At 59.1% G+C, this 18609-nt stretch carries 16 protein-coding genes; 14 read left to right on the top strand and 2 right to left on the bottom strand.

Features of this window, described 5'->3' with window-relative positions:
• From Q0248_RS07425 to Q0248_RS07410, 4 genes are all read left to right on the top strand, one after another.
• Window positions 1–1265 (top strand): alginate lyase family protein (locus tag Q0248_RS07425; RefSeq protein WP_299321109.1); only part of this gene is annotated, 1265 nt, incomplete at its 5' end.
• Window positions 1265–2473: a glycosyltransferase family 4 protein gene (locus tag Q0248_RS07420; protein ID WP_299321108.1), complete on the top strand. Its 1209-nt coding sequence runs from the start codon at window positions 1265–1267 to the stop codon at window positions 2471–2473. The genes Q0248_RS07425 and Q0248_RS07420, both read left to right, overlap by 1 nt.
• Window positions 2470–3621, top strand: coding sequence for a UDP-N-acetylglucosamine 2-epimerase (non-hydrolyzing) (gene wecB / locus Q0248_RS07415; RefSeq protein ID WP_299321107.1), 1152 nt, complete (start codon window positions 2470–2472; stop codon window positions 3619–3621). Before Q0248_RS07420 ends, wecB begins: the two co-directional genes overlap by 4 nt.
• Before the next feature lie 1276 nt (window positions 3622–4897).
• A complete protein-coding gene (locus tag Q0248_RS07410; RefSeq protein ID WP_299321106.1) occupies window positions 4898–6208 on the top strand; it encodes a UDP-glucose/GDP-mannose dehydrogenase family protein in 1311 nt (436 codons plus the stop codon).
• Between the two features lie 239 nt (window positions 6209–6447).
• Here Q0248_RS07410 and Q0248_RS07405 read toward each other — a convergent pair whose 3' ends face one another.
• Window positions 6448–7908: an aminoacyl-histidine dipeptidase gene (locus Q0248_RS07405; RefSeq protein ID WP_299321105.1), complete on the bottom strand. Its 1461-nt coding sequence runs from the start codon at window positions 7906–7908 to the stop codon at window positions 6448–6450.
• A 156-nt stretch (window positions 7909–8064) separates the two neighbouring features.
• On the opposite strand from Q0248_RS07405, the gene Q0248_RS07400 reads away from it, so the two are divergent.
• Both Q0248_RS07400 and Q0248_RS07395 read left to right on the top strand, forming a co-directional pair.
• Window positions 8065–8280, top strand: a complete 216-nt coding sequence (locus tag Q0248_RS07400) for a hypothetical protein (protein WP_299321104.1) — start codon at window positions 8065–8067, stop codon at window positions 8278–8280.
• 46 nt (window positions 8281–8326) lie between these two features.
• Window positions 8327–8959, top strand: a complete 633-nt coding sequence (locus Q0248_RS07395; RefSeq protein ID WP_299321103.1) for an OmpH family outer membrane protein — start codon at window positions 8327–8329, stop codon at window positions 8957–8959.
• A gap of 184 nt (window positions 8960–9143) precedes the next feature.
• On the opposite strand, the gene prfB is transcribed toward Q0248_RS07395, so the two are convergent.
• Window positions 9144–10266, bottom strand: a protein-coding gene (prfB, locus tag Q0248_RS07390) for a peptide chain release factor 2 (protein ID WP_299321102.1) whose coding sequence is annotated in 2 segments (ribosomal slippage) — window positions 9144–10202 and window positions 10204–10266 — 1122 coding nt in all. Because the reading frame shifts where the segments join, the coding sequence is not laid out codon by codon here.
• Between the two features lie 663 nt (window positions 10267–10929).
• Between prfB and Q0248_RS07385 the strand changes: the two genes are divergently transcribed.
• The 8 genes from Q0248_RS07385 (at window position 10930) to Q0248_RS07350 (ending at window position 18506) form a co-directional block, all read left to right on the top strand.
• Window positions 10930–11313: a septum formation initiator family protein gene (locus Q0248_RS07385; protein WP_299321101.1), complete on the top strand. Its 384-nt coding sequence runs from the start codon at window positions 10930–10932 to the stop codon at window positions 11311–11313.
• Between the two features lie 45 nt (window positions 11314–11358).
• On the top strand, window positions 11359–11718 hold the full coding sequence (locus Q0248_RS07380) for a hypothetical protein (protein ID WP_299321100.1): 360 nt from the start codon (window positions 11359–11361) through the stop codon (window positions 11716–11718).
• Window positions 11702–12781 carry a pseudouridine synthase gene (locus Q0248_RS07375; protein WP_299321099.1) on the top strand — a complete coding sequence of 360 codons (1080 nt, stop codon included), beginning with the start codon at window positions 11702–11704 and terminating at the stop codon, window positions 12779–12781. The genes Q0248_RS07380 and Q0248_RS07375 overlap by 17 nt, the downstream gene beginning before the upstream one ends.
• Before the next feature lie 28 nt (window positions 12782–12809).
• Complete coding sequence (locus Q0248_RS07370) at window positions 12810–13379, top strand: protein-disulfide reductase DsbD domain-containing protein (RefSeq protein WP_299321098.1); 570 nt, start codon at window positions 12810–12812, stop codon at window positions 13377–13379.
• Window positions 13380–13408: 29 nt separating this feature from the next.
• The gene (locus Q0248_RS07365; RefSeq protein WP_299321097.1) at window positions 13409–15502 is read left to right on the top strand and encodes a cytochrome c biogenesis protein CcdA; all 2094 of its coding nucleotides are present in this window, start codon (window positions 13409–13411) and stop codon (window positions 15500–15502) included.
• 19 nt (window positions 15503–15521) lie between these two features.
• Entirely contained in the window at window positions 15522–16313 is a 792-nt protein-coding gene (gene mazG / locus Q0248_RS07360; RefSeq protein ID WP_211789192.1) for a nucleoside triphosphate pyrophosphohydrolase, read from the top strand.
• A gap of 326 nt (window positions 16314–16639) precedes the next feature.
• Window positions 16640–17602: a peptide-methionine (R)-S-oxide reductase MsrB gene (gene msrB / locus Q0248_RS07355; protein WP_299321096.1), complete on the top strand. Its 963-nt coding sequence runs from the start codon at window positions 16640–16642 to the stop codon at window positions 17600–17602.
• Window positions 17603–18050: 448 nt separating this feature from the next.
• Complete coding sequence (locus Q0248_RS07350) at window positions 18051–18506, top strand: hypothetical protein (protein WP_299321095.1); 456 nt, start codon at window positions 18051–18053, stop codon at window positions 18504–18506.
• Window positions 18507–18609 lie beyond the last annotated feature (103 nt).

Raw genomic sequence — 18609 nt, 5'->3', positions numbered from 1 at the left:
AAGAAGGAGCAAGATGGATTGATCGTTTTATTATAGACCTGCCCACAAATAAGATTGGACAAGATCCTTATCCAACAGCCCTACGCATCATCAACTGGATGAAATTTATATGCCTGAATTCAGACTCTATCCCCGAGAAGAGAAGACTTGACTGGGAGTCCTCCTTACGAGCTCAGGTTAATTTGCTAACACGAAAGCTTGAATACCATCTACTGGCGAATCACTTGCTAGAGGATATTTGCGCTTTATTCATCGCGTCAGTATATCTCTCCGACGAAACTTTAGGCAAGAAAGCTAGCAAGCTATTGAAGCGAGAGCTTCAAGCACAAATTCTCCCCGACGGCGCACACTATGAGCAGGCCCCTATGTATCATTGTATCCTGCTAGATCGGATCTTGGACTGCTATAACTTCGCCTCTGCTAATGTCGATAGACTAAGCGATAAATCGGTCTTAGAGACACTACGCGAAGTCTTAGTAGCTATGCTAGGTCATCTTGACTCAATCGTATATAGAGATGGATCTATCCCCCTAGTCAATGACTCAGCCTATGGTATAGCTTTGCCCTATAAGGGACTATGTACTTATGCTAAAAATCTGGGAATAGAGTGGGACTCTATTCCCCTCGGAGCGTCTGGATACAGATGGCTACGAAACGAAAGCCTGGAAGCCCTAGTAGATGTGGGGAACATTATGGCTACATACCAACCAGGGCATACCCATGCAGATAGTCTGAGCTACGAGTTGCGCATACAGGGCCAACCACTAGTCATAGACACGGGGATCTCTACCTATGACAAGACTCCAAGAAGAGAATATGAGCGAAGCACAAGAGCTCACAATACGGTGGTCATTGATGGGCGTAGTTCAAGTCAGACCTGGGGGGGATTCCGCGTAGGGAGAAGAGCTAAAACCACGCTATTACTGGATACAGGAAGTCGAATCCGAGCTCGACACGATGGTTATGGTAAGTCTTGCATACATGAAAGGGAGTTTGCTTTGATGAAAAACGGCCTGAAGGTTCGAGATTCTATTCCGCACAATCATGCAGTAAGTCTGCTACACCTAGCACCCGGTATCAGAGTCCTATCTGCTAGCTTGACAGAGGTGTACATCTCGACTGGTGCGATCATCAAAATTAGTGGAGCCACAGAAGTTCGGGTAGCAGAAGACTATATCAGCAGATATTATAATCGTAAGGAGCAAGTCTTTGTAATTGAGTTGTTCTTCTCCAAGGACATTGAATACTACATACGGATAAGTTAATGAAGATCTTATTCTTAACAGACAACTTTCCTCCAGAGGTTAATGCCCCAGCTGTGAGGACTTATGAACATTGCTGCGAATGGGTACGGCTAGGAGCAGAGGTTACGGTGGTAACGTGTGCGCCCAACTTCCCTCAAGGGAAGGTATACAAAGGCTATAGGAATAGCTTGTATAGCAAAGAGGAGATGCAGGGTATTAAGGTCGTACGCGTATGGACCTACATTACCGCAAATGAAGGGTTCTTCAAGAGAATACTCGACTTCATCAGTTTTTCTATCTCGTCTTTCCTTGCGGGGCTATTTCTCGAAGCAGATGTCATAGTCGCAACCTCACCCCAGTTTTTCACCGCTTTGTCAGGGCGAACCCTTTCCTTCTTCAAAAGGAAGCCTTGGGTTATGGAGGTAAGAGACCTATGGCCAGAGAGCGTCAAGGCTGTTGGTGCAGCGAAGGCGGGTGCAGCATTACGATATTTCGAACGCGAAGAAATGTGGTGCTACAAGTCAGCGAAGAAGCTGATCGTAGTCACAGATACTTTTAAGAAGAAAATCACAGCGAGAGGGATCTCTCCTGATAAAATCACAGTCATAAAGAACGGCATTGACCGTAGCGAATTCTACCCTCGACCTAAAGATCAGGCACTCATCGAGGAGCTAGGGCTATCGGGCAAAGTCATTCTAGGATACATCGGGACACACGGGATGGCTCATAAGCTAGATTTTATCCTGCAATGTGCGCACAGTCTCAGAGGGACGAAGTATCATTTTTTACTGATCGGAGCAGGAGCCGACAAAGAGAGGCTGCTAAAGCTGAAAGAGGAGCTCGGCTGCACCAATGTCACGATGCTGGACCCAGTTCCCAAGGCTGAGGTCTATCGCTATATCTCCATCCTCGACATTGCTCTTATCAATCTGAAGAAATCAGACCTATTTACCTCCGTCATCCCTTCCAAAATCTTTGAGAACGCGGCAATGTCCATTCCTATTCTAATGGGAGTCGAGGGGGAGGCTAAAGCCCTCGTGGAGCAATATCATGCAGGCGCATGCTTTGAGCCCGAGAATGAATCAGACTTTATGGCTAAGTTGCAAGCCCTTGACAACCCTCAGTTGTATCAGGAGCTGCAGGAGGGAGGGATCCGCTTAGCCGAGCAGTACGACAGAAAAGCTCTTGCTAAGAGCATGTATGAAGAACTTAAGCAAGTAGTGCTATGAAGAAGGTGATGCTAGTCTTTGGGACGAGACCCGAAGCGATCAAGATGGCTCCGCTGGTGAAGGAATTCCAGGCGAGAGTGAGTGAATTTGAGACCATCGTCTGCGTGACGGGGCAGCACAAAGAGATGCTAGAGCAGGTGCTTAGTCTCTTCGAGATCACGCCGGACTATGACCTAGCGATCATGAGGGAGAAGCAAGACCTCTATGACGTGACGAGTCTTGTCCTGCTGGGACTGCGTGATGTCCTCGAGGAGGTGAAGCCCGACATCGTGCTGGTGCATGGCGATACGGCTACGAGCACGGCGGCGGCCCTCGCTGCCTTCTACCAGAAGATCCCCGTGGGGCACGTGGAGGCGGGGCTGCGTACGCACAACATCTACAGCCCTTGGCCGGAGGAGATGAACCGCCAGCTCACGGGACGTATGGCGACCTATCACTTCGCCCCCACAGAGCTGAGCCGACAGAATCTACTGGCCGAAGGCGTCAGCGATGAGCACATCCTCGTGACGGGCAATACCGTCATCGATGCCCTGCACCAGGTCGTGAAGCGAGTCAAGAGTGATGCCGCGCTGCAGCAGCAGGTAGCCGAGGACCTCCTCAAGGCTGGGTACGACGTGACCCGCCTCGACCAAGGCCGCCGACTGGTACTAATCACGGGGCACCGCAGAGAGAACTTCGGCGAAGGCTTCCTGCACATCTGCCGCGCGATCAAGACGCTGAGCGAACGCTTCCCCGAGGTCGATTTCGTCTACCCCATGCACCTCAATCCGAACGTACGCAAGCCCATCCACGAAGTCTTTGGAGAAGACTTGAAGGGCTTCAGCAACCTCTTCTTCATCGAGCCACTCGAGTACCTGCAGTTCGTCTCCCTGATGGAGCGCTCGACCCTCGTACTCACCGACAGCGGCGGCATCCAGGAGGAAGCACCTGGCCTGGGTAAGCCCGTCCTCGTCATGCGCGATACCACCGAGCGCCCCGAGGCGGTGGAGGCTGGCACCGTCCAGCTCGTCGGCACCGACTACGACCGTATCGTTGGCGGCGTCGAGACCCTGCTGACCGACGAGGCCGCCTACAGCCAGATGAGCCGTGCCAACAATCCCTACGGCGACGGCAAGGCCTGCGGACGCATTGCGGATCGCCTGAAGTAACACGCCGCTCCTCCCCTCGTGGGACAAGCCCCCTCAAGCAAAGGGCTGCGCTAGACATTGGTTCTGGCGCAGCCCTTCTTCGTATCAGGACTTCACTAAGGGCTCTACGCTGCACGGCGATCGACCTAGCTGGAGGAAGCTCCCTCTAGCTGAAGGCTGGGCCGAGCTCCTTCGGCTACACCCTAGGAAGTCCCGCCCATACCTTGGCCTAAGCCCCGCCTACTGAACTGTCTCCCCTCCTGCTCCAGGAGGGGACAGAGAGGCCCCAGCATAGCTTAGGCATCAGGGATCGAGCTCTTGAGGGATATCAGTTAGCGCGCTGAGGGACGTCCATCACGAGCGTAAGGGATATCAGTGAAGGAGGCTGAGGGATAGCCCTCGCGGAGCCAGCTGCAGGCAGACAGCTGGCTCCGCCCCTTCTCTTCGCTGGTCAGGAGAGCCTAGGGCAAGCCCTCTCTCCTTCCCACCTAACACACGCTGGAGGCAGGCGAAGGATTCCTTTGCCTATACTTAGCCTCCTAGCTACAGCGGGCTAGGGGCACAAGCCAAGATTCCTTAGCCCCGAGGCTCCCCTTAGGCTAGGCGAAGCACCTCCCGCTTGGCAGTGCTTGGTAACCCAAGTCCTCCCGTAGTCGCTCGTAGCAGCGGACGCTCCCCCTCCTTAGCCTAAAGCCCCTTCGGCCAAAACGTATACGTTTCACGGCCAAAACGTATACGTTTCGCGCCCCAGACGTATACGTTTTGCAGTCAAGACGTATACGTTTTCAGCTCCAAAGGTATACGTCTCGCTCCCTATAGGTATACCTTCGGCTCAGCGAAGCTATGCCTTTAGGCTCGGAAGCTCAGGCTCTAGGGCAAGGCGAGCAGGCGGGGAGCTTAGACCAAAGAGTAAGCGCAGGCAGCTAAGCAGGGCGGCTAAGCTCACGATAGGCTTCGCTTCCCTAGGCCCAAGGCCTCCGATCAGGAGCACACAGCAGAGGGCAGGCTTTGACCGCGATGCTCCTCCGGCTCTTGCACTTAGGAGGCTCGTGCGCAGCTTGCATATACAAGATTCTCGCCTTACCTTTGCGGCCAAGGGCGGCCAAGATAGGGGTCGGCTTGGCCAAGGATTCACCTCCTCGCACAAGCTCTCCTAAGCCACGCGCCGCCGAGCACTTATGACCATAGAGACTGGAGACTTAGCAAGTAGCATCCCCTGGAGCGCAAGCACACGCGTGCAGCCTTGGGCAGAGCCCGAGCAGGTCCCTAGTACCCCTTCTACTAAACATCCCAAGCTATGAATATCGCGATCGTTGGTACTGGCTACGTAGGGCTCGTCACGGGCACGTGCTTCGCTGAGATGGGTGTCGACGTGACCTGCGTCGACGTCGATTCAGCGAAGATCGAGGCCCTAAGGCAGGGCTGCATCCCTATCTACGAGCCCGGGCTCGAGGAGATGGTGCTGCGCAATGTCGAGGCTGGACGCCTGCACTTCACCACTGAGCTCACCAGCTGCCTGCAGGACGTAGAGGTCGTCTTCTCCGCCGTCGGCACGCCGCCCGACGAAGATGGGGCGGCCGACCTGCGCTACGTCCTTGAGGTCGCCCGCACCTTCGGCCAGCACATCAATCGCTACACCATCCTCGTGACCAAGTCCACCGTGCCGGTGGGTACGGCGCAGCGTGTCAAAGAGGTCATCCAAGAGGAGCTAGCCCGCCGCGGCGTGGCCGTCCCCTTCGACGTCGCCTCCAACCCCGAGTTCCTCAAGGAGGGGGCTGCCATCCGCGACTTCATGTCCCCCGACCGCGTGGTGATCGGCACCGAGAGCCCGCGCGTGGAGAAGATCATGAGCCGTCTGTACAAGCCCTTCCTCCTGCAGCGCGAGCGTATCATCTTCACCGACATCGCTTCGGCTGAGATGATCAAGTACGCCTCCAATGCCATGCTCGCCACGCGCATCTCCTTCATGAACGATATCGCCAACCTCTGCGAACTCGTCGGGGCGGATGTCAACATGGTACGCCGCGGCATCGGCAGCGACACACGCATCGGGCGCAAGTTCCTCTACCCAGGCTGCGGCTACGGCGGCTCATGCTTCCCGAAGGACGTCAAGGCGCTCATCCAGACGGCCCAGCGCGCAGGCTACCCCATGGAAGTGCTCCAGGCGGTGGATCGGGTGAACGAGCGGCAGAAGGGGATCCTCTTCGAGAAGCTCCTGCAGCACTTCGACGGCGATCTCAAGGGGCGTGTGGTGGCGCTCTGGGGGCTGTCCTTCAAGCCCGAGACCGACGACATGCGCGAGGCACCTGCCCTCGTGCTCATCGAGCGCCTCCTGGAGGCGGGCTGCCGTGTGCAGGTCTACGACCCGATCGCTATGGACGAAGCGTGCCGCCGCCTGGGCGATCGCGTCAGCTACTGCCGTGATATGTACGAGGCCGCTGTCGATGCCGACGCGCTGATGCTCGTGACCGAGTGGAAGGAGTTCCGCCTGCCGAGCTTCAACGTCCTCAAGCGCACCATGCGCACGCCCCTCATCCTCGACGGGCGCAATATCTACGACAAGGAGCAGCTGCAGGAGCAGGGCTTCGTCTACTACAAGATCGGCTAAGGGCACTCCCCTACTTAGCACGCGACTAAGCAAAAGCGCTGTACGCATGGCTCGCTCTCTGGAGCGGCACGCGTACAGCGCTTGTGCTTTATCCCTGAGCCTAGTCTCGCGACAGCCGCATGCTTAGACAGCGACGACAAAGAGCAAGCCCCACGATAGCGAGGAGGTCCTCCTATCGTGGGGCTTGCTTTGTCGTGCCTTCGCTCTGGGCTAAGCCGAGGCGGGGCGAAGGGGAAGGCCTACTTATCGGTAGGGATCTCCTTGAGGACCTCGAGGAGGTGACGCCACCAGAGGTCTACCGTCTTGATCTCGATGCGCTCAGCGGGCGAATGGACGTCGCGCAGCGTGGGGCCGAAGGAGACCATATCGAGGTCGGGATAGACGTCGAGGATCAGGCCGCACTCCAGACCAGCGTGGATCGCCTTGACCGCTGCTTCCTTGCCGAAGAGCTTGCGATAGGCATCCGCCGAAGCCTTGAGGATAGCCGACTCGGGGTTGGGCTTCCAGCCTGGATAAGCGTCGGTGAGGGCTACCTGAGCTCCGCCGAGCTCGAAGGCCGAAGCGACCATCTCGCTCGCGCTGTCGCGGAGGCTCGTCGTAGAGCTGCGCTGGCTCGTCGTGACGACGATCTTACCGTCGCGCTGCTTGATGGAGGCGAGGTTGTTGGACGTCTCTACCAGGTCCTCCATCTCGTGGCTCATACCCAGGACGCCGTGGGGGCAAGCGTAGAGCGAGCGCACCAGGCCGTACTTGGTCTTATCGTCGATGACCTGGCTGGGGGCAGCAGCCTCCGTGAGCTCGAGGCGTACCTTAGGATCGACGCGCTTGAGCTCGGCCTGGACGTTCTTGAAGAGCGTCTCGAGGAGCTGCTCAGCCTTAGCCTTGTCCTCGGGACGTACACCGATGAGGGCGTGTGCCTCGCGAGGGATGGCGTTGTGGAGGTTCCCCCCAGCGATCTCGGCCAGCGACCAGCTACCCAGCTCGCGCTCTAGGCTATAGAGGTAGCGGGTGAGGATCTTATTGGCGTTACCGAGACCGCAGTGGATCTCGCCGCCCGAGTGACCACCCTTGAGGCCAGAGACCGCAGCGCGCAGCCATACGAGGCCTGCAGGAGCGGGCTGCCACTGAGGGCTGAAGGTGGCCTCAAGCCCCTTACCACCAGCACAGCCGATGAAGAGTTCGCCCTCGTCCTCGCTGTCGAGGTTGATGAGGATCTTACCGGTGAGGAAGCCTGGCTTGAGTTCGAAGGCACCCGTCATACCCGTCTCTTCGTCTACGGTGAAGAGGGCTTCGATGGGGCCATGCTCTAGGTCCTTGGAGGCGAGCAGCGCCAGCTGAGCCGCGCAGCCGATCCCGTTGTCCGCACCGAGGGTAGTACCATCGGCGTGCAGCCACTCCCCGTCGATGATCGTACGGATAGGATCGTTGTCGAAGTCATGCTGCGTACCAGCGTTCTTCTCACAGACCATGTCGACATGGCTCTGGAGGATGACCTTGACGCGATCTTCGTATCCTGGGGTGGCGGGCTTGATCATGACGATGTTCCCGACATGATCCTTCTTATACTCGATGCCATGCTCCTTGGCGAACTTCTCCAGATAAGCAATGATCTTACCTTCCTTCTTCGAGGGGCGGGGGACTTGTGTGATCTCATGGAAGTACTTCCATACGATCTTGGGGTTCAGTTCTGTAATCTCCATTGTACTTACTGTTATGTATTAATGATGTGTACGTGTCACAGACTAGAGGACGGCTGGGCGGAGACGCCCAGGCTACGGGCAGAGGTGGGCTACGCTAGGTAGCACAAAAACTCGTAACTTTGTCCACAACAAATATAAAGATAATATAGTAAACTAATGATGGCACTCATCCTCGTCTCACTCCTCATCGTTGCGATCGCTGTGCTCCTACTCTCGGTACGTATCATCCTACAGCGAGGAGGGCGCTTCCCCAACACCCACGTCGGGGGGAGCAAGGCGATGCAGGCACGCGGCATCTCCTGCCACACCTCGCAGCACAAGGAGGCCCAGCAGCACCGCTCGCTCGCCGAGCGCGTCGCCCAGCAGGACTAGACCCCTGATCCCATACGCAACAGAATTAATCCCAGATACATCACTTATGACAAAGAAAAGTCTCGTAGGCTTTGCTTCGCTTACGCTAGCGCTGGCCTCCGTCCTCAGCCTCCCCTCGTGTAAGGATAAGGCGCAGAAGTCCGCTCCTGCCACCGCCGCCGAGGTACAGGCTACTGGTCTACCCATCGCCCTAGTCCGTATGGACTCGGTCACCTCCCAGTACAAGTACGCCCAGGAGGTCAAGGCCGCACTGGAGAAGGATGCCCAGGAGCATCAGATGCGCCTACAGAGCAAGGGGGCTGCCCTACAGAAGGCCGCGGCTGACTTCGAGCGCCGCATGCGTATCAACGCCTTCGTCTCAGCCGAAGCACAGCAGAGCGAGCAGCAGAAGCTCATCCGCATGCAGCAGGAGGGAGAGGCCCTCGGCGCCCAGCTCTCCCAGCAGCTGGCGATGAAGCAGCAGCTCATGCTCGAGGATATGATGAAGGAGCTACGTGCCCAGCTCAAGGAGTACAACAAGGATGGCCGCTACAAGCTCGTCCTCACGCAGGTGGGGGATAACGTGCTCTACGCCGAGGAGGCGCTGGACATCACCGACGACTTCATCAAGTACCTCAACGAGCACTACACCGCAGGCAAGGCTACCGCTGCCAAGGCTGACTCTACGAGCAAGAAGTAAGACAGACACGCCCACGAGCGTCCACGAGCTGCCTCGCAGCTCAACCTGAGATAAAGGATAAGCCCAGGCTACCAGCTGGTAGCCTGGGCTTATCCTTTATTGCTTGATGCAGCCGCACACTTGGCGCGGAGCTTTGCCTCTATAGGGCGGGGGTGACTAGACGCATCAGCGCCGAGACGTGAGGCTAGTCCTCCTTGGGCGCGGCGCCGTACTCCATCAGGTAGGCCTTGATGAAGCCATCGATCTCGCCGTCCATCACGGCCGTGACGTTGGAGGTCTGGTAGCCCGTGCGGTGATCCTTGACGCGGCGGTCATCGAAGACGTAGCTGCGGATCTGCGCCCCCCACTCGATTTTCTTCTTCCCTGCCTCGACCTCCGCCTGAGCCCTACGACGACGCTCCAGCTCCTTGTCGTAGAGCTGCGAGCGCAGCAGGCGCAGCGCGTTCTCTCTATTGTCCGTCTGGCTGCGCGTCTCGGTATTCTCGATGATCAGCTCCTCCTCTACGCCCGTCTCGGGGTCGGTGTAGCGGTAGCGCAGGCGGACGCCCGTCTCGACCTTATTGACATTCTGCCCCCCTGCACCACTGGAGCGGAAGGTGTCCCAGCTCATCAGGGCGGGGTTGACCTCCACCTCGATGCTGTCATCCACTAGCGGCACGACAAAGACGGAGGCGAAGCTGGTCATACGCTTGCCCTGCGCGTTGTAGGGCGAGATACGCACCAGGCGATGCACGCCCGTCTCACTCTTGAGGAAGCCATAGGCCTGATCGCCCTCGACCTGCATGGTCATAGTCTTGATCCCCGCCTCGTCGCCGTCCTGCCAGTTGGTGATGGTGGTCTTGTAGCCCTGCCTATCGCACCAGCGGCTGTACATACGTGCCAGCATCGAGGCCCAATCCTGGCTCTCGGTACCACCAGCTCCGGCATTGATCTTGAGCACAGCGCCGAGGCTGTCCTCCTCCGAGCGGAGCATATTCTTCAGCTCGACCTCTTCCAGGAGGGCTACGGCGGAGGCGTAGGCCGCATCGACCTCCTCCTCAGTGGTGATCTCCTCACGGTAGTACTCCAGGGCGAGGCTCACCTCGTCGACGAGGCGCTCTACCTCGTCGTAGTAGCCTATCCAGCGGCGCAGCTCGCCTACACGGCGCATCTGCACCTCGGCACGACTACGATCCTCCCAGAAGGCAGGGTCGGCCGTGCGTAGCTCTTCTTCCTCGAGCTCTATACGTCGACTATCGATGTCAAAGGTACCTCCTCAGCGCGAGCTTGCGCTCCAGCAGGTCATTGAGCTGGTCTGTCGTTATCATACGTCTGTAATGTATGGGGTGGGTAAAGTAGTTATCTATTAGGTAAGGAGCGAAGTCCTACACTGAGCGCAAAGATACGACAGCCCTCCGAAAGAGCCGCCGAAGCCCTGTCCCCCGAAGCCCCCACAGGAGGGGCAAGCACCTCCGATCCCACCCAGCCTAAGCTCCTAGCTAAGGGGGAGCGAGCAAAGTAATATAATAATTGGCGCTGATGGACGTCAGTCAGCGCGCTGACTGACGTCCATCAGGAGCAAAAGTGATATAACAAATCCCGTCGAGGCTCTGCTGTGAGTGCGCTGAGAGACTATTGGGATGCCGCTGAGGGACTGGTGGGAGCACGCCGATCGGCCGCCGTCCGCCTCCTCCTACACGAGAAGAGGCAAGGCTGAGGCCGTCTAATCTGCTTGATGAGCCTGCACCACAAGCTAGCCGATAGGATAGCTTCGACGAGCGGAGAGCCTTCGCCGCGTGGGCTGCATGCGGGCTGCTCCTTCCCAAGGAGAAAGGGACAGGACTCATCCATCTTAGACCAAAGGAAAGCGCGCGCTGCCCCCCAGCAGGCGGGGAGCTGGGGCTGAAGCTGATCGCAGAGGGAGGTAAGCTATTTTTCCGTATTTTAGCGGTATATATTATGCCTTATTATAGCCTCATCCCAAGGGGCAGATGACAAGAATGCAAGACAAGGACGACCAGCAGCAAGGCTGGCTAAAGGACAAGCTCAACCGCTGCAAACGATGGCTCTACCGCCACCGCACGGCACTCATCCTCCTCCCTGGGCCGCTCATCGTGGTCTGGATCCTAGGCACCTCCAATAAGTATAGCATCGGCGCATACATCGAGCATCGCGCTCGCATGCAGCAGGTACAGCAGAGCTATCAGTACTACCAAGAGCGCTACCGCAGCGATAGTCTGCGCCTCAATGATGTGCGTACCAGCGTGGAGCATATCGAACATATCGCCCGCGAACAGTATTATATGCGTACCCCCGGTGAGGAGATCTTCCTCATCACCCCACAGGCCGAGCTCGCCGACACCACGGCACACTAGCCCGACTAAGTATAGTACCCGAGGGCGCTAGCCTCATACCCGTCAATGAACATCAAGTATAAGTATCTCTACATCGTCAGCCTACTGCTGCTCCTCTCGGGGGCGGCCCTGCAGCTGACGGGGCACTTCGTCTTCGACCTGTGCTATGCACTGGGGGCGGCAGGCTACCTAGCCTACTACTTCGTGGCACCCGAGCGCGGCGCGCCCCAAGTCGTACGCCGCGTCGCCCGCATGGGCGTCTTCTCGGGCCTGCTCTTCGGGCTGTCGGCCGTCGCTCGCTTTGGGGTCTTCGATGCCTATGGGCAGAACGCCTGGCTCCTCTTCCTCGCCCTCGGCCTGGTCTATATGATCTACGGCAATGTCTTGCTCTACCTAGATGAAAAGAAGCATGGAAAAAAGAACTAAGCCCCAGCCCCCCGCAGGCCCTGAGCGCATCAGCGTACCTGGCAGCCGCGGCAAGAGCCTCCTGCGCCTACGTGTCAGTGAGGATACGACCCTCCTCCCCTTCCTCCTGCAGGCCCTGAGCGACAAGAGCCGCACCACCGTAAAGCAGCTCCTACACGACCGCTTCATCGCCATCGGCAACGAGCCGACGACACAGTTCGACGCGCCGCTCAAGGCAGGGGACATCGTCCAGGTACACCCCGCGCCTCTACCCAAGCAGCTCCACCACACGCAGCTCAACGTCCTCTATCAGGATGAGTGGCTGGTCGTCGTGTACAAGGATGCAGGCCTCCCCACGGTAGCCAGCGGCGAGGAGAAGGACAAGACGGTGCTACGCCTACTGTCGGAGCACCTCAAGAGCTTCAACCCCCTAGCGAAGGTCTACCACGTCAACCGCCTGGACAAGGACTCGGCGGGCATCGTCGTCTTCGCCAAGAGCAAGGAGCTGCAGCAGGAGCTGAGCGAGCACTGGGGCCGCTACGTCCGCAGCCAGCACTTCACCGCTGTCGTCGAGGGGCAGCTGAGCCCCGAGCATGGCACCCTGACGCCGCCCGCTCCTCAGGAGGACACCAAGGGCAAGAAGGGCCTTCGGACCAAGAAGCGCACCAAGGGCTCGGACGAGGGGCAGCTCAGCCAGGCAGGCCTCGCCAGCTACCGCGTCCTCAGCGCCAGTCCCGAGCGCAGCCTCGTGAGTATCGAGCTCCTGAAGGGGCGCAACAACAAGCTACGCCGCCAGTTCGCCGCCCTACGCTGTCCCATCGTCGGCGACTGGCGTAGCGGTTCGACCGAGTCCGAGCTGGGGCGTGTAGCCCTCGAGGGGACACACCTCACGCTCACGCACCCTGTGACGCGCGAGCTGCTGGACTTCCGTCGCCCCATTCCCCCACTCTTCCGCAAGCTCTTGCGCTCCCTCGGCCGCCTCGACAGCCCCAAGGGCAAGCGTTCCGCCAAGCCTAGCCCCAGCAGAGCTAGCTCCAGCAAGGAACCTTCGACCAAAGGCGCCCCGAGCAAAGCTCGCAGATAATACACATCACTCAAGGAGATAGACAGCGATGAACATCCTATCCGCACAGCGTCTAGCCCGCAGGCTAGCCACCACCCTACTGCTCCCCCTAGCGCTCCTCCTGACGAGCCTAAGAGGCCAGGCACAGATCGCACGCGACGCCGTCAGCTGGTCGTACTCTGTAGAGAACAAGTCCCCCACGGAGAAGGTCATCGTCTTCACAGCCAAGCTCAAGGGCGACTGGCACCTCTACGGCACCGAGCTCCCCAGCGGCGGCCCCACGCCTACGACCCTCATCGTGGACAAGATCGCCGGGGCCCAGCTAGTCGGGAAGCTCATGCCGAGCCGCGAGCCTATAGAGAAGCACGATCCGAACTTCGACATGCTGCTCCGCTTCTACGCTGGAGAGGTGAGCTTCCGCCAGACCCTACGCATCACCGACCCCAAGGTCTTCGCCTTCTCAGGGGCTATGCGCTATATGGCCTGCAATGACGACCAGTGCCTCCCACCAGCGAACTGGACCTTCGACATCCCCGTCAAGGAGCTTGGCAAGCTAGCCGCTGCCAAGTCTGGCGCCAACTCCTCCCAGGCAGGGGGCACGAGCAAGGGACGCAAGTAACACACAGCTAAACGATAATACACACACAGATGAAGATCACATCCTCACGCCATCTAGCCCGCCGGCTAGGTGTCCTGCTCCTGCCTCTAGCCCTGCTCCTGACGAGCCTCGGGGCCAAGGCACAGATCATACGCGACGCCGTCAGCTGGTCGCACTCTGTAGAGGATAAGTCCCCGACGGAGAAGGTCATCGTCTTCTCGGCAACCATCAAGGGAGACTGGCACCTCTATGGCACCGATCTCCCCAGCGGGGGGCCCACCCCTACGAGCCTCATCGTAGACAAGATCGCGGGCGCCCAGCTCGTGGGCAAGCTCACGGCCAGCAAGAAGCCCATCGAGAAGCATGACCCGAACTTCGACATGATGCTGCGCTTCTACTCGGGCCAGGTGAGCTTCCGCCAGACCCTACGCATCACCGACCCTAAGGCCTTTGCCTTCTCGGGGGCCATCCGCTATATGGTCTGCAATGACGAGCAGTGCCTCCCGCCCACCAACTGGGACTTCACGATCGCCCTCAAGGAGCTAGGCAAGGTCGCCGCGGCCCCCGCAGCCGAACAGACCGAGGCTAAGGCCGAGGTCGCACCTACCGCTGAGGCCGCCCAGCCCCTCACAGCAGACAGCGTCCAGCAGGCTGCCGACAGCGCCGCTGTAGCCCCCGCCGAGCCCTCTGATGCCGCTAGCGCCCTCTGGACGCCCGTCATCTCCGAGCTCAAGGCCTATGGAGACCGCGCCCTCAGTGGGGCGGACTCGGGGCTGCTGATGCTCTTCTTCGCTGGTTTCGTAGGGGGACTCGTCGCCCTAGTGACGCCCTGCGTCTGGCCTATGATCCCCATGACGGTGAGCTTCTTCCTCAAGCGCAGCAAGGACCGCAAGAAGGGGATACGCGACGCCGCCATCTACGGGCTGGCGATCATCGTCATCTATCTGGCGCTCGGCCTCTCGGTGTCGGCGCTCTTCGGTGCTGATGCGCTGAACAACCTAGCGACCAATGCCTACTTCAACATCTTCTTCTTCCTGCTGCTGGTGGTCTTCGCGGCGTCCTTCTTCGGCGCCTTCGAGATCGTCCTACCTGCCTCCTGGACGACGAAGATGGACCAGAAGGCCGACAGCGCTACGGGGCTGGTGAGCATCTTCTTCATGGCCTTCACGCTCGCGCTGGTCTCCTTCTCCTGCACGGGTCCCATCATCGGGACGCTGCTGGTACAGGCTGCCACCTCGAGCTCGGGCTTCCTAGCGCCAGCTGTGGGGATGTTCGGCTTCGCCCTCGCCCTTGCCCTGCCCTTCACCCTCTTCGCCATCTTCCCAGGGCTGCTGCAGTCCATGCCTAAAAGCGGCGGCTGGATGAACTCCGTCAAGGTCGTCCTAGCCTTCATCGAGCTGGCGCTGGCACTGAAGTTCCTCTCCATCGCAGACCTCGCCTACGGCTGGCACATCCTCGACCGCGAGGTCTTCCTCTCGCTCTGGATCGTCATCTTCATCCTGCTCGGGCTCTATCTGCTGGGCAAGCTCCGCTTCCCGCATGACTCGCCCCAGGAGAAGACCCCTATCCCTGCCCTCTTCCTGGCCATCGTATCCTTGAGCTTCGCTGTCTACATGATGCCTGGGCTCATCGGAGCTCCGCTGCGTGCGATCAGCGCCTTCGCCCCGCCGCTCAAGACGCAGGACCTCAACCTGTACAAGAATGAGGTGCACGCCCAGTTCGACGACTACGAGACGGGTATGGCCTACGCCCGCCAGGTGGGCAAGCCCGTCATCATCGACTTCTCAGGCTACGGCTGCGTGAACTGCCGCAAGATGGAGGCCTCCGTCTGGATCGACGCTGAGGTCAAGAAGCTGCTCGAGCAGGACTACGTACTGATCACGCTGATGGTCGACGACAAGAAGCCACTCGCCGAGCCTATGGTCGTCCAGGAGGATGGCCATGAGGTCAAGCTCCGCACCATCGGGGATAAGTGGAGCTACCTGCAGCGCGTGAAGTTTGGCGCCAATGCCCAGCCCTTCTACGTCCTGCTGGATCACCAGGGCAAGCCGCTGGCCCCCTCGCGTGCCTACGACGAGGACGTGCCTGCCTATATCTCCTTCCTCAAGGGCGGCCTCAGTGAGTTCGCCAGTCGCACCAAGTAAAGAAGCCAGCTAAAGGAATATGGCACACACGAGAGAAGAGAAGCTCGCCGCGCTCAGCCGCGTCCTCGACGTGCTGGAGCGCCTGCGTGTGGACTGCCCCTGGGATAGGGAGCAGACCATCGAGAGCCTCCGCACCAACACCATCGAGGAGGTCTACGAGCTCTCCGACGCGATCCTCAAGGGGCAGCACGAGGAGCTCAAGAAGGAGCTCGGCGACGTGCTCCTGCACATCGTCTTCTATAGCCAGATCGCTCAGGAGCAGGGGGACTTTGACCTAGCCGATGTCTGCCACGCCCTCTGTGACAAGCTCATCTACCGCCACCCGCACGTCTACGGCGAGGCCACGGCCGAGTCCACCGACATCGTGCTGGAGCGCTGGGAGGAGCTCAAGCGCAAGGAGAAGGACGGCAATAAGACCGTCCTCTCAGGCGTCCCCAGCTCGCTGCCCGCCCTCATCAAGGCCTACCGCATCCAGGACAAGGCACGCGGTGTAGGCTTCGACTGGGAGCAGCCCGAGGAGGTCTGGACGAAGGTGCGTGAGGAGCTCGACGAGCTGCAGGAGGCCATCACGAGCGGCTCGGTGGAGGACACCGAGGCGGAGTTCGGGGACTTCCTCTTCAGCGTCATCAACGTAGCGCGTAAGTACAAAGTCAATCCCGACGACGCCCTAGAGCGTACCAATGAGAAGTTCATCCGCCGCTTCGGCTACGTCGAGGCACGCGCTGCCGAGCTGGGACACCAGTCGCTACGTGAGCTGACCCTAGGGCAGATGGACGAGCTCTGGAACGAGGCCAAGCGTAAGGGGCTCTAGCAGTCCTCACGGCGCGCACTGCCGACACGACCCTAAGGAGCTGGGGCGCTGATTCTACCCTAGAGTCAGCGCCCCAGTGCCTATCATAGATAGCGTATATGAGCTCATAGCCCAATAGGGGCAACTCGCACCAGCTAGCCTGCGTTCTCTAGACAGAGCCACGCCATCGCGTGCGCCATAGACAAGCCATACAGATGAACACCAAGTCACTCAGGGCGCTCGGATTCCTCGTCCTCATCCTTGCCGCCACAGCTGGCCTAGCCAGCTACACCTCTGCTACGAGACGAGCACAGACACCTAGCAAACCCACTCAACACCTAGCAGGCATGAAAGAGATCTATCTAGCCGGAGGCTGCTTCTGGGGTACGGAGCACTTCTTCAAGCAAGTACGCGGCATCACCTCCACCGAGGTAGGCTACGCCAATGGCCATACCAGCGCCCCCACCTACGAGCAGGTATGCTCCCATACGACAGGCTTCGCCGAGGCCGTACACCTCCAGTACGCTCCCGATCAGCTCACCCTCTCCAAGATCCTCGAGCTCTACTTCCTCACCATAGACCCCACCTCGCTCAATCGTCAGGGCGGCGACGTCGGGGATCAGTACCGCACGGGGATCTACTACACCGACTCCACGGATCTACCCGTGATCCAGGCGGCACTCAGCGCGCTGCAGTCCAAGTACAACAAGCCGCTGGCCATAGAGCTAGCCCCGCTGAAGAACTTCTACAACGCAGAGGACTACCACCAGGACTATCTGGACAAGAATCCCAGCGGCTACTGCCACATACGCCCCGAGCTCTTCCGCATCGCACGTGAGGCCAATCCCTACGTGCGCCCCAGCGACAGCGAGCTCCGCCAGCGCCTCACGGCCACGCAGTACGCCGTCACGCAGCACGCCGCGACGGAGCACCCCTTCGACAACGACTATTGGAATGAGCATCGCGAGGGGATCTACGTAGACATCACTACGGGCGAACCGCTCTTCGTCTCGGCCGACAAGTTCGACTCGGGCTGCGGCTGGCCGAGCTTCTCCCGTCCCATCGACAACAAGCTCCTCGAGGAGCACCAGGACAAGACCCTCGGCATGCTACGCATCGAGGTGCGCAGCAAGACCGGCAAGGCACACCTCGGGCACGTCTTCGATGACGGACCGAAGGAGCGAGGCGGTCTGCGCTACTGCATCAATAGCGCGGCCCTGCGCTTCGTCCCCCGCGACTCCATGGTACAGCAGGGCTACGGCAAGTACCTTCCTCTGCTTGAGTCCAAGGCGGCCCCAAAGAAGAAGTAAGGTGCAAAGCTAGGGGCGACGCACCTCCCCACTAGCAAGAATAAGCTAACAAGGAGGGCTGCTGGGAATGTCCCAGCAGCCCTCCCACTTTTGTCTCAGCCTAGACGAAGGGAGCCAAGCGCTCTCTCCTAGCCCTGCGAGGGATATCCCTCAGCCAACTGACTGATAGCCCTCATCGCGCTGACTGCCGGCACTCAGTGCTCTGACTGATATCCCTCACGCCGCCTTCCCCTATACCCGCACCTCGCTGGGGCGTGCTTGTCCCTTCGCTGTACCTAAAGAAAGAGCGGCGAGATGGGTCAGATGCGCGTAACTCGAGAGCTAGGCGGGACAGGCCAAAAAAGTAAAGATTACTGCGTACCTTTGCGGTAGAGCGTCTGCCTCCCACCCTCGGGCTCTCCGTGGAGCCTCCAAGGGCGAAAGTGGACTACACCTAGATAGTACAACGATGTCGCACAGCAACGAACGCGAGCTACAGCTCCTACGCAAGCATTTTCTCAGTCTCCTCAGCGAGGAGGCACCACGGCTAGACCACCCGATCAATGACCTCTTCATCCAGCTAGACTGCGCCGCTGGCGAGCTGCGCCTCTACGACGACACCGACGAGGAGCTCTCACGCCTACCGGTCTACGCCTGGGAGGACACAGGCTCCGTAGATGCCCCCAGCGAGGCGGCTCTAGAGACCTTGCGCGAGGTCGTGACGCGTCTCGAGCAGAAGGGCTACTGGGACAAGGCGATCTTCGCCCGTCCCTTCTCCGTCGTCCTCGTACGCTCGGACTTCTCCGTCCTCGAGGAGTTGCTCTTCCTCGATGAGGAGCTAGTACAGCTCTCCACACCGCTGCTGGAGGGGCTCAATGACGAGCTCAACGAATTTCTGAGCGAGCTTTTGGTAGATTTGAAATAAATCCCTATCTTTGCATCGCTTTAGCGGGAAAGCCACTAAGGCGAGGTTGCCGAAATAGCTCAGTTGGTAGAGCAATTCATTCGTAATGAATAGGTCGCCGGTT

The organism is uncultured Porphyromonas sp. (genome assembly GCF_938046015.1).
Lineage (GTDB): Bacteria > Bacteroidota > Bacteroidia > Bacteroidales > Porphyromonadaceae > Porphyromonas.
Note: the sequence above shows the minus strand (reverse complement) of the source record. Positions and strands in the feature narration are given on the sequence as shown.